Source organism: Sphaerisporangium perillae (assembly GCF_023276435.1).
GTDB classification, from domain to species: domain Bacteria; phylum Actinomycetota; class Actinomycetes; order Streptosporangiales; family Streptosporangiaceae; genus Sphaerisporangium; species Sphaerisporangium perillae.
Window position 1 is genome coordinate 33,264 of sequence record NZ_JALLPO010000056.1, and the last position, 14,809, is coordinate 48,072.

General features: G+C 72.7%; 11 protein-coding genes. 2 read left to right on the forward strand and 9 right to left on the reverse strand.

Annotated features, from left to right (window positions below; translation table 11 throughout):
- The gene (locus tag MYF83_RS37370) at positions 1–1,059 is read left to right on the forward strand and encodes an ABC transporter ATP-binding protein (RefSeq protein ID WP_248965538.1); all 1,059 of its coding nucleotides are present in this window, start codon (positions 1–3) and stop codon (positions 1,057–1,059) included.
- Between the two features lie 47 nt (positions 1,060–1,106).
- Positions 1,107–2,093, forward strand: coding sequence for an ABC transporter ATP-binding protein (locus MYF83_RS37375; RefSeq protein ID WP_248965550.1), 987 nt, complete (start codon positions 1,107–1,109; stop codon positions 2,091–2,093).
- Positions 2,094–2,115: 22 nt separating this feature from the next.
- Here the strand turns inward: MYF83_RS37375 and rpe are convergent, their stop codons facing one another.
- The 9 genes from rpe to metK form a co-directional block, all read right to left on the reverse strand.
- Entirely contained in the window at positions 2,116–2,781 is a 666-nt protein-coding gene (gene rpe / locus MYF83_RS37380) for a ribulose-phosphate 3-epimerase (RefSeq protein WP_248965539.1), read from the reverse strand.
- Positions 2,782–2,899: 118 nt separating this feature from the next.
- Positions 2,900–3,394 (reverse strand): cupin domain-containing protein, encoded by a 495-nt coding sequence (locus tag MYF83_RS37385; RefSeq protein WP_248965540.1) that lies wholly within the window; start codon positions 3,392–3,394, stop codon positions 2,900–2,902.
- A 130-nt stretch (positions 3,395–3,524) separates the two neighbouring features.
- A complete protein-coding gene (locus MYF83_RS37390; protein ID WP_248965541.1) occupies positions 3,525–4,928 on the reverse strand; it encodes an RsmB/NOP family class I SAM-dependent RNA methyltransferase in 1,404 nt (467 codons plus the stop codon).
- 192 nt (positions 4,929–5,120) lie between these two features.
- Positions 5,121–6,071 (reverse strand): methionyl-tRNA formyltransferase, encoded by a 951-nt coding sequence (gene fmt / locus MYF83_RS37395; RefSeq protein ID WP_248965542.1) that lies wholly within the window; start codon positions 6,069–6,071, stop codon positions 5,121–5,123.
- Between the two features lie 3 nt (positions 6,072–6,074).
- Positions 6,075–6,623 (reverse strand): peptide deformylase, encoded by a 549-nt coding sequence (gene def, locus MYF83_RS37400; protein WP_248965543.1) that lies wholly within the window; start codon positions 6,621–6,623, stop codon positions 6,075–6,077.
- A gap of 131 nt (positions 6,624–6,754) precedes the next feature.
- A complete protein-coding gene (locus MYF83_RS37405) occupies positions 6,755–8,119 on the reverse strand; it encodes a hypothetical protein (RefSeq protein WP_248965544.1) in 1,365 nt (454 codons plus the stop codon).
- Between the two features lie 97 nt (positions 8,120–8,216).
- Positions 8,217–9,938, reverse strand: coding sequence for a hypothetical protein (locus tag MYF83_RS37410; RefSeq protein WP_248965545.1), 1,722 nt, complete (start codon positions 9,936–9,938; stop codon positions 8,217–8,219).
- Positions 9,939–9,988: 50 nt separating this feature from the next.
- On the reverse strand, positions 9,989–12,874 hold the full coding sequence (locus MYF83_RS37415) for a primosomal protein N' (RefSeq protein ID WP_248965546.1): 2,886 nt from the start codon (positions 12,872–12,874) through the stop codon (positions 9,989–9,991).
- A 1,231-nt stretch (positions 12,875–14,105) separates the two neighbouring features.
- On the reverse strand, positions 14,106–14,809 hold a 704-nt coding region (metK, locus tag MYF83_RS37420; protein WP_248965547.1), incomplete at its 5' end, for a methionine adenosyltransferase.

The window sequence follows — 14,809 nt, forward strand, 5'->3', positions numbered from 1 at the left end:
TTGACCGCCGTCACACTCTCCCAGAGCAGTCCCGGCCGCCGGGGCGACTCCTTCCTGTCCGTCCAGGACCTGCACATCTCCTTCCAGACCGAGGACGGCGTGGTGAGAGCCGTCGACGGGCTCTCCTTCGAGGTGGAGAAGGGCACGACGCTCGGCATCGTGGGCGAGTCCGGCTCGGGCAAGTCGGTGACCAACCTGGCCATCCTCGGCCTGCACAACCGCGACCGCACCGAGATCCACGGCGAGATCTGGTTCGAGGACCAGGAACTGACCGGCGCGAGCCGCACGGCCCTGGAGGGGCTGCGCGGCAACCGCATCGCCATGATCTTCCAGGACCCGCTGACCTCGCTGTCGCCCTACCACACCGTCGGCCGCCAGATCAGCGAGGTGTACCGCAAGCACAAGGGCGCGAGCAAGAAGGAGGCCCGGGACCGGGCGATCGAAATGCTGGAGCGGGTGGGCATCCCGAACGCCAGGACGCGCGTGGACGACTACCCCCACCACTTCTCGGGCGGCATGCGGCAGCGGGTCATGATCGCCATGGCCCTGGTCTGCGACCCCGACCTGCTGATCGCCGACGAGCCCACCACCGCGCTCGACGTCACCGTCCAGGCGCAGGTGCTCGACCTGCTCAAGGACCTGCAGCAGCAGACCGGAACCTCGATCATCCTGATCACCCACGACCTCGGCGTGATCGCCAGGACCGCGCACCAGGTGCTGGTCATGTACGCGGGCCGGGCCGCCGAGCGGGGAACCGTCCGGGAGGTCCTCGGCGAAGCCCGCCATCCCTACACCTGGGGCCTGCTCTCCTCCGTCCCCCGCCTCGGGTCGCCGGTCGACGTGCCCCTCACGCCGATCAGGGGCACCCCGCCGAGCATGCTCAACCCGCCGTCCGGCTGCCCGTTCCACCCGCGGTGCGAATACGTGCGGCTGGCGGGACCCGAGCTGTGCGTGCACCAGCGGCCGGACCTGTCCCCCGCCACCGGGCACGGGGACGCGTGCTATCTCACGCCGAAGCAGAAGCAGGAAACCTTCGCACAGATCAAGGGACGACCGTGACGACGCCGCTGCTGGAACTCGAGGGGCTGACCAAGTACTTCCCGGTCATGGGCGGCTTCGTCCTCAAGCACCAGATCGGGAAGGTGCACGCCGTCGACGGCGTCGATCTGACCGTGCCCGCCGGTCAGACCATGGGGCTGGTCGGCGAGTCGGGCTGCGGCAAGTCCACCCTCGGCCGGCTGGTCGCCCGGCTGCACGAGCCGAGCGGGGGCAAGGTCCTCTACCAGGGCCGCGACATCGCCCACAGCACGCGCCGGGAGCTGAAGCCGATCCGCCGGGAGATCCAGATGATCTTCCAGGACCCCTACAGCTCGCTCAATCCCCGCCAGACCGTGGGAACGATCATCCGCGGCCCCATGGAGATCAACGACATCAGGCCGGAGGGCGGGCTGCAGAAGCGCGTCCAGGAGCTGCTGGAGATCGTCGGGCTCAACCCCGAGCACTACAACCGGTTCCCCCATGAGTTCTCCGGCGGCCAGCGGCAGCGCATCGGCGTGGCCCGGGCCCTCGCCCTGGAACCCAAGCTGATCGTCGCCGACGAGCCGGTGTCCGCGCTGGACGTGTCCATCCAGGCCCAGGTGGTCAACCTCCTGCAGCGGCTGCAGCGCGATCTCGGCATCGCCTTCCTGTTCATCGCCCACGACCTCGCGGTGGTGCGCCACGTCTCCCAGCGCGTGGCCGTGATGTACCTCGGCAAGATCGTCGAGGTGGGCGACCGGGAGTCGATCTACGAGCGGCCCCGCCATCCGTACACCCACGCCCTGCTGTCGGCCGTGCCCGAAGTGGAGCTTCCCGAGGACGGCGTCGCGACCGAGCGGATCCGCCTCGCCGGCGACGTCCCCTCGCCGATCGACCCGCCGTCCGGGTGCCGGTTCCGCACCCGATGCTGGAAGGCCAAGGAGAAGTGCGCCGCCGAGGAGCCTCCGCTGCTCCAGATCGGCGGCAACCGCGACGGGCACCTCACCGCCTGCCACTTCCCCGAGGAGCCCACCACCCACGGCAGGGAGATCGTCCTGGACCCGGCCCTCGCCTGAGCACCCCGGACGGCCGCCGGGGTCAGCTTTCGGTGCGCTCGGCCTGGGTGCGCAGGTCCTGTACGGCTTGGGCGGGGTCGCCGGAGCCGTAGACCGCGTTGCCGGCGACGAACACGTCGGCCCCGGCCTCCGCGCAGCGCTCGATGGTCTTGGCCGAGACCCCGCCGTCCACCTGGAGCCAGACCTCGCCGCCGTGCTTGGCGATCAGCTCCCGGGCCTTGCGGATCTTCGGGAGCATGATGTCGAGGAAGGACTGCCCGCCGAAGCCCGGCTCCACGGTCATCACCAGGAGCATGTCGATCTCGCCGAGCAGGTCCTCGTACTGCTGGACCGAGGTGCCGGGGTTGAGCGCGAACCCGGCCCGCGCCCCGGCGGCGCGGATCTGCCGCAGCGTCCGCACCGGGGCCTTGGCGGCCTCGGCGTGGATCGTGACGCTGCCCGCGCCGGCCTCGGCGTACGCGGGGGCCCAGTGGTCGGGGTTCTCGATCATCAGATGGCAGTCGAGCGGCAGATCGGTCGCCTTGAGCAGCGACTCGACCACCGGCAGCCCGAGGGTGAGGTTGGGCACGAAGTGGTTGTCCATGACGTCGACGTGCAGCCAGTCGGCGACGCCCGCCACCTTCGCCGCCACGTCCGCCAGCCGGGCGAAGTCCGCGGTCAGGATGCTGGGTGAGATCTGTACGGCCATGAGGCCGAAGTCTAGAACCCCGCCACCCGCGCCCCCGGCCCGGCACACCCTCAGCGACCCGGTGCGGAGATCCGGCTCGCCCCTCCACATCGCGGAATCCCGACCCCGCGGGCCGGGGTCAGACCATGTACTGGTCGTGGCGGAGGAAGATCGCGTTCCACTCTTCGGGGCTCAGCCTGCCGCCGCTCGCGGCGATCTCGGCGAGTTCCTCGAAGTACGCCTCGCGCGGAGCGCCCGGAGCGAAGTGCAGCAGCATCGAAGCGGGCGCACCCGACTCGTTGCGGAAGGCGTGGATGCCCCCTTCGGGAACGTGCAGGAAATCCCCGGGAGTCGCTTCGATCCACTTGTCCCCGTCGAAGAGGCGGATCGTCCCGGACAGGACGTAGAACGACTCCGACATCGTCCGGTGGAAGTGGGCGCTCGGCCCGCTCGGCTTCGGCCCCATCTCCCAGCGGTACAGCCCGAACCGCCCGCTCGTCGTCGCGCCGGTCGCGAGATGGCTCACCCTCGTCCCGCCGGCGCCCATCGTCAACTCGGCCTCCTGGCCGGCGGGCCGGTACGTCGCGCTGACCTCACCCTCGGCCGCGAAATAGCTCGGGTCTGGATAGGACATGATCTCGTCCCCGTCTCTCGGTACCTGGCGAAATGATCACTTACCTTCGCACCTTCGCACCTTCGCACCTTGGCCCGCGCACCGGGCGGAGAGGAGCGGCGGCTCGAGGAACGCGACAGGGCCCGGCGGGTCACGTGCGGCGGAGCAGGGCCAGGAACATGGCGTCGGTGCCGTGGCGGTGCGGCCAGAACTGGGCGTAGGGGCCGTCGCCGAGATCGTCGGCCTCGTGCAGGAACGCCCGGGCGTCGAGGATCTCGGCGTCGCCCCGGCGCTTCACGACGTCACCGACCACGGCCCGGGTCTCGGCCAGATGCGGGGAGCACGTCACGTAGGCCACGACCCCCCCGGGGCGCGCCGCCTCCAGGGCGGAGCCGAGCAGGCGCCGCTGGAGCGCGCCCAGCTCGGGCACGCTCTCGGGAGCGCGCCGCCAGCGCGCCTCGGGACGCCGGCGAAGGGCGCCGAGGCCCGTGCAGGGGGCGTCCACCAGCACCCGGTCGAACACCCCGGGACGCCAGGCCGGCTCGGTGCCGTCCGCCGTGATGACCCCCGCCCTGCGCGTCGCCCGCCACACCAGCCGGGCCCGGTGGTACCGCTGGTCGGCGGCGAGCAGGTGGCGGTCGTTCTGGATGGCGAGCGCGTCGAGCAGCCCGGCCTTGCCGCCCGGGCCCGCGCACATGTCGAGCCAGAGACGGTCTGCGCCCTCCACGGGCACGCGGGTCAACGCCAGGGCGACGAGCTGGCTCGCCTCGTCCTGGACGGCCGCCCGGCCCTGCCCGACCGCCTCGACGGACCCGGGGTCGCCGTCGGGCAGGTAAGCGGCGTAGGGCGAGAAGCGCGCGGCGACGGCGCCCGCCTCGACCAGCTCCGCGACGGTGCTGCGTCCCGGCCAGGCGACCAGGGTCACCCCGGGACGCTCGTTGTCCGCGGCCAGCAGCTCGGCGGTCTCGCCCATGTCCCCGCCCACGGCGTCACGCAGCGCCGAGGTGATCCACCGGGGATGGCTGTAGGTCACGGCGAGGTGGCCGACCGGGTCGTCCTGCGCGTCGGGCGCCACGATGGGCAGCCATTCGTCGAAGTCGCGGGTGGCGACCTTGCGCAGGATCGCGTTGGCGAACTTGGAGGCCCCGGTGCCGATGCGCAGCCGCACCAGATCGACCGTCGCGCTGACGGCCGCGTGCGGAGGCACCCGGGTCTTCAGGAGCTGATGCACCCCGATGCGGATGGCGTCCAGCAGCGGCGGGTCGATCTCCTCGGGCGGCCGGTCACTGCAGGCTGCGATGATCTCGTCGTAGGTGCCGAGGCCGCGCAGCGTGCCGTACGCCAGCTCGGTCGCCAGGGCGGCGTCGCGCCCGGCCAGGCGGCGCTCGCGCAGCAGGGTGGGCATGAGCAGGTTGGCGTAGGCGTCCCGCTCGTCGACGGCCCTGAGAAGGTCGTAGGCGACGTTGCGCGCCTCGTCGCGTACCGGCCTGGGCCTCTTCCCGCTCTTGGGGTTCCCGCCCCTCGAGCGGCCGCTCTGCCCGTTCGCCGGACTCATCGGACATCCTGGGCGCGGGCCCGGTCCTTCGGCGCGGAGAGGACGCCCTCCCCGTTCTGCCGGTGCGGCCCGGAAAGGGCGCGGTGGTCGATGATCGCCAAGCGGGACATGTCGGATCTGCTTTCTGTTCTGAACGCCGTGAGGCGCGCGGCGCCCGCGAGGGGACGCCCTGGATCGCCGGGCCCGCGGCCCTCAGCCGAGCCGGTCACCGGCGGCGAGGCGCACGCCCCGCGCCCACTCTCCCGCGGTCATCTGGCGCTTGCCCTGCGGCTGGACGTCGCCGAGCCGCACCGGATGGGTGGCGGTGCCCACCAGGACGGTGTCCTTGGCGACCGCGATCTCGCCGGGCGCCAGCGCGCCGGCGCCCGGAACCGGCTCCGAGGCGTCGGGCACGAGCCGGACCGGACCGAGCTTGAGCCGCTGGCCCCGGAACTCGCTCCACGCGCCCGGAGAGGGCGTGCAGGCGCGGACCAGCCGGTCGACGCGCATGGCGGGCGCCGACCAGTCGACCCGTGCGTCCGTGACCTCGATCTTGGGCGCGTAACTGATGCCCTCGGTGGGCTGCGGACGGGCCTCCAGCGTGCCGTCCTCCACCCCGTCGAGCGTCGCCGCGAGCAGCCCCGCGCCGGATTCGGCGAGGCGGGCCAGCAGCTCGCCACTGGTGTCGGCGGGCCGGATCTCCTCGGTCACGACCCCGTAGACCGGCCCGGCGTCGAGCTCCTTGACGATCTGGAACGTCGCCGCGCCGGTGATCGGGTCACCATGGAGGACGGCGTGCTGCACCGGGGCGGCCCCCCGCCACGCGGGGAGCAGCGAGAAGTGCAGGTTGATCCAGCCGAACCGCGGGATGTCGAGAGCCGACTGCGGCAGCAGCGCGCCGTAGGCGACGACCGGGCAGCAGTCAGGATCGATGGCCTTGAGCCGGGCGAGGAACTCCGGGTCGCCCGCCTTGGCCGGCCGGAGCACCTCGATGCCGGCGGACTCCGCCAGCTCCGCCACCGGGCTGGGATGGACCTTGCGGCCCCGGCCCGACTGGGCGTCCGGCCGGGTCACCACGGCCACCACCTCGTGCCGGGGCGAGTCGAGCAGCGCCCTGAGCGGCGGCAGGGCGGTCTGCGGGGTTCCGGCGAAGACGAGGCGCACGGGCTAGAGAGCCTTCCCTTGAGTGGCGTGCGGCGAGAACTTGACCGCGGGGGCCGAAAGGCCGCTCCACTCGGCCTCGCGGATCGCCTTCATGGCCAGCTTGCGCTGCTTGGGGTCCATGCGGTCGATGAACAGCACGCCGTCGAGGTGGTCGGTCTCGTGCTGCACGCACCGGGCCAGCAGATCGGTGCCCTCGACCGTGATCGGCTCCCCGTGCATGTCGAAGCCCTTGGCCACGGCGCGGATCGCGCGCGGCGTCGGGAAGGTGAGGCCGGGGAAGGACAGGCAGCCCTCCTCGCCCTCTTCGTCCTTGTCCTCGGAGAGGTCGAGGGTCGGGTTGATCAGGTGGCCGAGCGTGTCATCGACGTAGTAGGTGAACACCCGCAGGCCGACGCCGATCTGCGGAGCCGCGAGCCCCGCTCCCGGCGCGTCCATCATCGTGTCGGTGAGGTCCTTGACGAGTTTGCGGAGCTCCTTGTCGAAATCCTTGACCGGCTCCGCGGGGGTGCGCAGCACCGGATCGCCGAACAGGCGGATCGACTGAATTGCCACGGACGACTCCGTTCACGTCACGAATTGAAGGTCCCTCTAGTTTATGGGCTCGCCGCGAACGCGCTGTTTGCGATCATGCCCGGCGCGCCCGGCCGCCGCCGCGCGCGAGGGTCGCGCGCGGGCGTCGCGGGTCAGCGGGAGCGGGCCTTCATCGCGGCCTTGCGAGCCGCCTTGGCTACCGTGGCGTCGGGATGGTGAGCGCCCAGGAGCGAAAGGACGGCGATGGCGTCGGGATGAGGGCTGCGGCCGATGTCGTCGACCAGGCGCAGCAGCTCCTCGCCGGCGTCCAGCGCCTCGAACTCCCCCATCGCCTCCTGGGCGTCGGGGATGTGCAGCAGCGTGGCCAGCGTGTCCACCGCGAGCCAGGTGCCGTCGTCCTCGCTGAGGGCCGGCGCGTCCAGGTCGCGCACGCCGAGCCAGACGGCCGCGTGGCGCCACATCGTCGGCTCGGCCAGGGCCTCGCGCATCGCCGGCTCGGCCTCCGGCCCGATCTCCTCGAGGACCGTGCCGATCACCCCGCGCTGGCCGGGGGTGCCGGACGCCGCCACCTTGATCAGCTCGCGGGCGGCGTCCTCGGGGACGCGGCGCTCGACCCACAGCGTCGGAGCGCTCGACGGCGCCTCCCCCGACAGCATCGCCTCGACCAGTTCGGCGGCGCTCAGCTCGGCGTAGGAGGCGACCTCCGACAGCAGCGGCGCGTCATGGCCCTCGCGCAGCAGATCTTGCCGCACTGCCCACACCCCGAGGGGGGTGAGCCGCACGCTGTCGGCCGTGCGCTCGAAGAGCCCGCAGTAACTCAGCAGGTCGAGCGCCGCGTCCAGCTCGCCGGGCAGCTCCTCGCGCAGCCGCCGCATCTCGGGCGCGCGCGCCTCGCAGCCGATCTCGTGCGCCTGGAGCATGCCCTCGACGAGGGCGGTGTAGGTGATGCCGTCGCTGGTGGCGTAGATGGTGGCGAGCATCTCGGTCAGGTGCTCGTCGGCGACGGCCGAGCCGGTGAGCCCCTCGTCGGTGCGGTCCAGGACGTCCATGACCACGCCGTCCCAGAACTCCATCAGGTCGGGAGGCAGCCCGGGGCCGGGAGACGCGCCGGCCTGGGTGATGCGGAGCAGGCCGCTGTTGACCGCCACGATCCACACCAGGCGCAGCCGGTCGCCGCTCAGCCCGAGCTCGCCGGCGGCCTCGCGCGCGTCGGCGGGCGTCAGCAGGCCCTCGCCGGTCACCTCGCGCGTGCCCGTCCAGGCCGCGAGCCGCCGCGCGTCCCGTACGAGGGGCACGGCCAGGACCGCGTCGGCGAGCTCGGCCGAAGGCGCGACCTCGACCGGCGGGAAGCTCAGCACCTCACCCTCGCCGCACTCACCGCAGTCGCACTCGTCGTTCCCGCCCGCCATCTCGGTGAGCAGCGCCTCCCGCTCCTCGCCGGACACGTTTCCCAGCTCGTCGATGAGATTGCGCAGCTCTCCAAGATCGAAGACGCCGCCGTTCTCGCTGTTGGCCATTCAGGCAACTTACTCCACACCAGCCACACCCGATGACCGACTCCGGACGATGACCTAGACCGCTCGGTGAATGTCGCCGGACGTCCACAGGGACCGCTCAGTGGATGCCGCGCGAGCGCGCCTTGAAAGCCGCCTTGCGAGCGGCCTTGGCCACGCCGCGGTCGGGCAGGTGACGGCCGAGAAGATCGAGGACCTCCGCGACATCGGGGTGGTCGACCTGCCACATCTCCTCGATGACGTGGGCGGGCGGCCCGGCCTCCGCAAGGGTCTCGGCGAACCGCTCCGGGTCGTCCTCGGCGTCCGGCATGGCCAGCGCGAGCATGTCGACGCTCAGCCACAGGACCTCCTCCGGCGTCAGGGCGGGCGCCTCGAGGTCGCGGGAGGCCAGCCAGTGGACGGCGTGCGGGCGCAGCTCCGGATCCGAGAGGAACGGCCGCACCGCGGCGTCCGCGTCCTCCCCCAGCCGGTCGACGATCGCGACCGCCACCCCGCGCGTCACCGCGTCCTGCTCGCGGACGGCGGTGAGCAGCTCGTGCGCCGCCTCGGCGGCGGAGCGTCGGCCGAGCCAGGAGGCGATGTCACGCTCCGCCTGCTCGGCCGGCACCCCGCCCAGCAGGCCGGCGATCAGCCCGGCGGCGTCCCCCTCGGCGGGGTCCGGGGCGACGGGCGCCGGCAGGCCCATGCGGGAGAACGTCTCACGCATCCCCCACAGGCCGCGCGCGGTGAGCCGGACGGTGTCCGCCACGTGCGCGACGGTGCCGCAGTGCACGAGGGCGGCCAGCGCCGCGTCCAGCTCGTCCTGGTCGTCACCGTCGGGCCGGTCGCCCGCCCAGGTCTCGTCGAGGTGCTCGCGCAGCGCCGCGACCGGCATGGGGACCTGCAGGCGGTAGAGCATGTCGTGGATCGTGTAGAGCTCGCGGTCGACCTCCGCCGAACCGGTGACCTCCACGGCCGGGCCGTCGATGAGGAACGCCACCGTGCCCGCCCACAGGTCGAGCACCTCGGCGTCGCCGCGGGACGGCAGCGGCCGGAGCCCGCTCGCCGAAAGAGAGGCGCCCGAGACCTCGGTCAGGCCGATGGCGACCGCCAGCTGCCAGGCCAGCTTCGGAGCGGCGATGCCGAGCTCCCTGGTGATGCGCGCGGCGTCCCTGACCCGCAGCCCGCCCCGGACGGTCGGCACATGACCGCCCTCCAGCATCCAGGCCACCACGCCGTGGGCGTCTTGGAGCAGGCCCGCCTCCCGGGCCGCCCGCGCGACCTCCTCCGGCGGCGCCAGCCGTACGGCGGGCAGCGGCGAGCACCCGGGACAGGCGCACTCGTCGTCGGCCGTCACACCGCGCAGCCGCTGCGGCGGCAGGCCGAGGAAGTCGTCGCCGGAGCCGTGCTGCCCCGCGCCCTCGATCTCACCGGCGTCGAGGTCGGCGCCCATCGCCCCGAAGATGCTCTTCGCCATGCCGAACTTCGAGGTGTCGGCCAGCGCGGCCGGCATCTCGGGCGCGATCTCGTCGATCTTGGCCCGCATGCGGGCCGCCATCTTGGTGCCGATCTCCCCGCTGTCCAGCAGGAAGTCGACCAGCGTGCGCGCCGCCGCCACCGTCTCGGCCGCGCTCTCGGGCGGCGCGATGACCTTGCGCGGGTAGATGTCGAGGAGCAGCTGCTCGAACGTGCCGGGCGTGAAGTCGGCGAGCTCGCCGACATCCAGATAGTCGCTGGCGTAGTCACACAGGAGCCGCACCTCATCGGCGTCGACCATGACGTTGTTCGAGCGCCCCCACGCCCGGATCTCCTCGATGGCCCCGTTCACCCATTCGATCGACACAGGGAGAAACTAACGGCTTACTTTCGGCACCGCGAATCGGCGACCTCCGGTCAGATCAGATCGATCGGATCCATACACACCCGGACCAGGTCGGGAGCCTTCCGCGCGGACCTCACGCCCGCCGCTCCCTTGAGCGCCCGCGCCAGCGCAAGGCCGGCCCCGCGCGGCACCCGCACCATCAGCCGCTCCTGCGCCTCCTCGGGCGCCGACCGCGGGTTCTCCACCGGAACCGGGCCGAGGACCTGCGCCCCTTCCGGCAGCCGCAGGCCGGCCGCCATCTCCCTGACCCCAGCGGCGGTACCGGTCAGCGTCGCCATGCGCACCGCCGGCGGGAACCCCAGCGCCGCCCGCTCCGACAGCTCGCGTTCGGCGTGGGTCACCGGGTCCCAGCGGAGCAGCGCCTGGACGGCGGGCACGCTCGGGTCGGCGAGGACGACCAGGTCGGCGGCCGGGCGGAGCAGCGCCGCGGCGTTCATCCAGCGTCTCAGCGTCTCCTCGGCGGCACGCAGATCGGGGCGGCCCAGAAGCGCCCAGCCGTCCAGCAGGACGGCCGCCGCGTACCCGCCCTCGGCGACCGGCTCCGCGCCCGGGGTGGCCACCACCAGCGCGGGGGCGGGACCGACGGTGGCGAGCACGCCATCACGCCCGGACGTCTTGACCGGGACCGACGGGAACGCGCGCCCGAGCTCCTCGGCCGTGCGCCGGGCGCCCACCACCACGGCGCGCATCCGGTTGCTCCCGCACGCCTGGCAGCGCCAGGTCCCCGCGATGCGGCCGCACCAGCGGCAGTACGGCGCCGCATGACCCCCTCGCAACGCCAGCGGCCCCCCGCACAACGCCCCCACGCCCCCCGACTCCCCCGCCGCCTGCCCGCCGGCCTCCGGTCCGCCCTCACCCGGATGCCCCACGCCCCCGGCACGCCCACCGGCCTCCCCCGGATACCCCGCCGCGTGCCTGGCCGTCCCCGCGGCCTCGCCGAGGTACCCCACCACGCCCTCGGCGGTCCCCCCGAGCAGCTCCTGATGCCCGATGCGCCCGGCGGTCCCCGCGACGCCCCTGCCGCCGGACGGTCCGGGGGACGTCATGGATACGGGCGGAGCCGCCACCTGCTGGTGACAACGGGCCTGGGCGCGGCAGGCCTGGCAGGCCAGCGCGGGGAGGTAACCGCGGCGCGGCACCTGCACCAGGACCGGGCCGCTCGCCAGCCCCTGCCTGAGAGCCCCCCAGGCCATGCTGGGCAGCCGTGCCGCCCGCGCGGCATCGTCCCTGGCCAGCTCGGCATCGTCTCCGGACGGACGCACGCGGGGCGCGCGCCGCCGGAGCACCTCCCGCGTCGCGGCGATCGGCCGGGCCCAGCCCGTCGCGATCAGCTGCGTCGCCTCGGCGGTACGGGCGTAGCCCGCGATGAGCATGGCGGCCCCCGTCTGGTGGGCGCGCAGGGCGAGGACCTCCCGTGCGTGAGGGTAGGGCGCGAGCCGTTCGGCGTGCAGGTCGTCCCCGTCGTCCCAGATCACCGCCAGGCCGAGGTCACGGACCGGCGCGAACGCCGCCGCCCGCGTGCCGACGGCCACCCGCACCTCGCCCCGGAGCACCCGCAACCAGCGGCGGTAACGCTCGGCGGGGCCGAGGTCGGCGGTCAGCGCCACGTGGGCGCCCTGCCCGAGCGCCTGGCGCAACGCCGCGTCCAGCAGGGCGACGTCCTTGCCATCGGGCACGACCACCACGGCTCCCCTGCCGCCGGACAAGGTCGCGAGGACCGCCACGGCGACCCCTTCGGCCCACCCCGGCACCTCGCCCCCGCCATCGGTACCCACACCTCGTCCGGCCCCCCTGCCCGTCCTTCTGCCCGAGCCTGCGCCCACGCCACGACCGGCACCCGTACCGGCGGCCGCGCCCATGCCGGGACCGCCAGACGCACCCCGCGCCGTGCCTGGGCCCGTCGCGGCACCCGTGCTGGTCATGGCGCCTGTACCCGGGCCGGAAGACATACCTGGGGCCATACCTGGGCCGGTCGCGGCACCCGTACTGGTCCTGGCGCCTGCGCCGGGACCGGCAGACGCACCTGGGACTGTGCCTATGCCCGGACCCGCAGACGTACCTGAGGCTGCGCCTGTGCCTGGGCCGGTCGCGGCACCCGGGCCCGTCGTGGCGCCTGTGCCGGTCGCGGTGCCCGTACCGGTCGCCGCGCTCGTACCGGTCGCGGCGCTCGTACCCGCGCCGACGCCGGGCCCGGCGGCAGTGCCGCTGCTCCCAGCCGGGCCCGTACCAGGGAGAACATTCCAGACGGCGCGCGGGGAACGCCCCTCGGCGAGAGCCGCGAGGAAGGACGGCCCCATGGGATAGTCGCCCCAGAGGCCCGGTCGCGGAAACGCCGGGAACCGTTCACTCGCGGCCTGCGGGACCACCGGGGATCGCACATCCTGAACCTGCGGGAATGCCGGACCCCCCTCATCCGAGACCTGCGCCACCACCGGGAGCCCCTCCCCCGGCACGGCCCCCTCGGCCCCCAGCCCCGTACCCCTGACCCCTTCAGCCTCCAGCCCCGTACGCTTGGCTCCCTCGGCCTCTACCTTGGCGTGTCGCGGTGGAACGGCGAGGCGCAGGACATCGGACATGGTCCCGGCGTATCGGTCGGCCACGGCCCGGCACAGGGCCGCCACCTCGTTGGTGAGCACCGGCTCGGGAGAGACCACCCGCTCCAGGCCCGCGAGCTTCCCCTCGTGCTCGCTGACCTGCGCCCGCTCCAGCAGGAACCCATCGACGAGCTTGCCCGCGAAGCGCACTCTCACCCGGCACCCGGGCACCGCATCGGCGGTCATCGCCTCGGGGACCACGTAGTCGAACGGCCGGTCCAGATGGGGCAGCGGCATGTCCACGAGGACCCGGGCGATCGGCAGCTCCTCGGCGGGCACGAGCGCCCCCTTCGCCGGCTCCATCCCCTTACCGGACCCCGGCGCCTTGACAGGCCCAGATCCGGGTGCCCCAACCAGCTCTGAGCGCTTCTCAGACCCCGCCCCCCTGACCAGCCCCGATCCCCTCCCAAACTCCGGCTCCCCGAACAGCCCAGACCCCAACCTAGACTCCGGCTCCCCGAACAGCCCCGATCTCCTCCCAGACCCCGGCTCCCCGAACAGCCCTGATCTCCTCCCAGACCCCGGCTCCCCGAGCAGGCCAGACCCCTTTCCAGACTCCGGCTCTCCGGCCGGCCCAGATGCCTTGCCAGCCCGCGAACCGCTGACCGGACCCGATCGCCCGTCGCGACCCTCGCCCTGCGCCGATGACTTGTTCTCGGCGCCGGAGGCCGTGCCCTCGACCAGGTCTCGACGCGCGGGGTCGCTCATGAGCTCGAGCAGCGGCAACGCCCCGGCGGGATCCACGGTAGGGCTGACTTCGGTCACGGTTAGGTCCTACCAGACGATACGGATGGGACCTGAATCGAACCCGCGCGACTCCGAGTGCCACGCGACCGGTCACCCACCATACGACGGCGCCGGCTTCCCCGAGCCGCCATCTGGCGCCGATGATCAGGCGGGAGTGATCGTCTGGACCCGCGGCGAGGCCCTGAAGGTACGCCAACCGGCCGGGCGTCGATCGCGTGCCGGCGCAGCCCTTGACATCGGAAGATTCCGAACCACGCGCAACCCTCAACAGGGCGCGGCCGATCTTGTAACCATGCGGTTTGTGGGGGTCCGTCGGCTATGGGGCGGGCCGACAATCATGACAACCCATCCATGTCGGGCTGCCGAGCCGCCATCTAGCGCCGATGATCAGGCGGACGTGATCCTCTGGCCCTCTGCCAAACCATGGAAGACCACGGAACCGGCCGGGTGTCCGTGCGCCACCACCAGGCGCCGATGATCGGGCGAGTGTGATCGTCTAGGTCCGCGCCGAGGCCGCGGAAGGCCGTGGAACCGGCCGGGCGTCGTCACGTTGACAGCAGTTCTTGAGATGTTGCGTGAAGCGCCGCTCTGGACATCGGAAGGATCCGGATCACGCGCGACCCTCCATTTGGAGGCAATGATCAGGCGCGTTTCCATTTGAGATGGGTTTGTCGGGATCGCTTCGGAACGGCAAATGCCACCAGACACCCGCGACCCAGCGCTGGTGCTGTGGACGTGGGGACGCGTGCGCGGCCCGTGCTGGGCACGGGCCGCGGGGGTGGGGCTGTCAGAGGCCGGCGGCCTGGCGGAGCTGGTCGGCGCGGTCGGTGCGCTCCCAGGAGAAGTCGGGCTCCTCGCGGCCGAAGTGGCCGTAGGCGGCGGTCTGGGAGTAGATCGGCCGCAGCAGGTCCAGATCGCGGATGATCGCGGCCGGACGCAGGTCGAACACCGTCAAGATGGCTTCCTGGATCTTGGCGACGTCGGTCTTCTCGGTGCCGAAGGTCTCCACGAACACCCCGACCGGCTGCGCCTTGCCGATCGCATACGCGACCTGCACCTCGGCACGGTCGGCCAGCCCGGCCGCCACCACGTTCTTGGCCACCCACCGCATCGCGTACGCGGCCGAACGGTCCACCTTGGAGGGATCCTTGCCCGAGAACGCGCCACCACCATGACGCGCCATGCCACCATAGGTGTCCACGATGATCTTGCGGCCGGTCAGGCCCGCGTCACCCATCGGACCGCCGATCTCGAACCGGCCCGTCGGGTTGACCAGCAGGCGGTAGCCATCGGTCTCAAGGTCGAGCTCGGCGAGCAGCGGCTCGACGACGTGCTCCTTGATGTCGGGGAGCAGCATCTCCTTGAGGTCGATCTCGGGAGCGTGCTGGGTGGAGACGACCACGGTGTCCAGGCGGACCGGGCGGTCGCCGTCGTACTCGATGGTGACCTGGGTCTTGCCGTCGGGACGCAGATAGGGAACCGTGCCGTTCT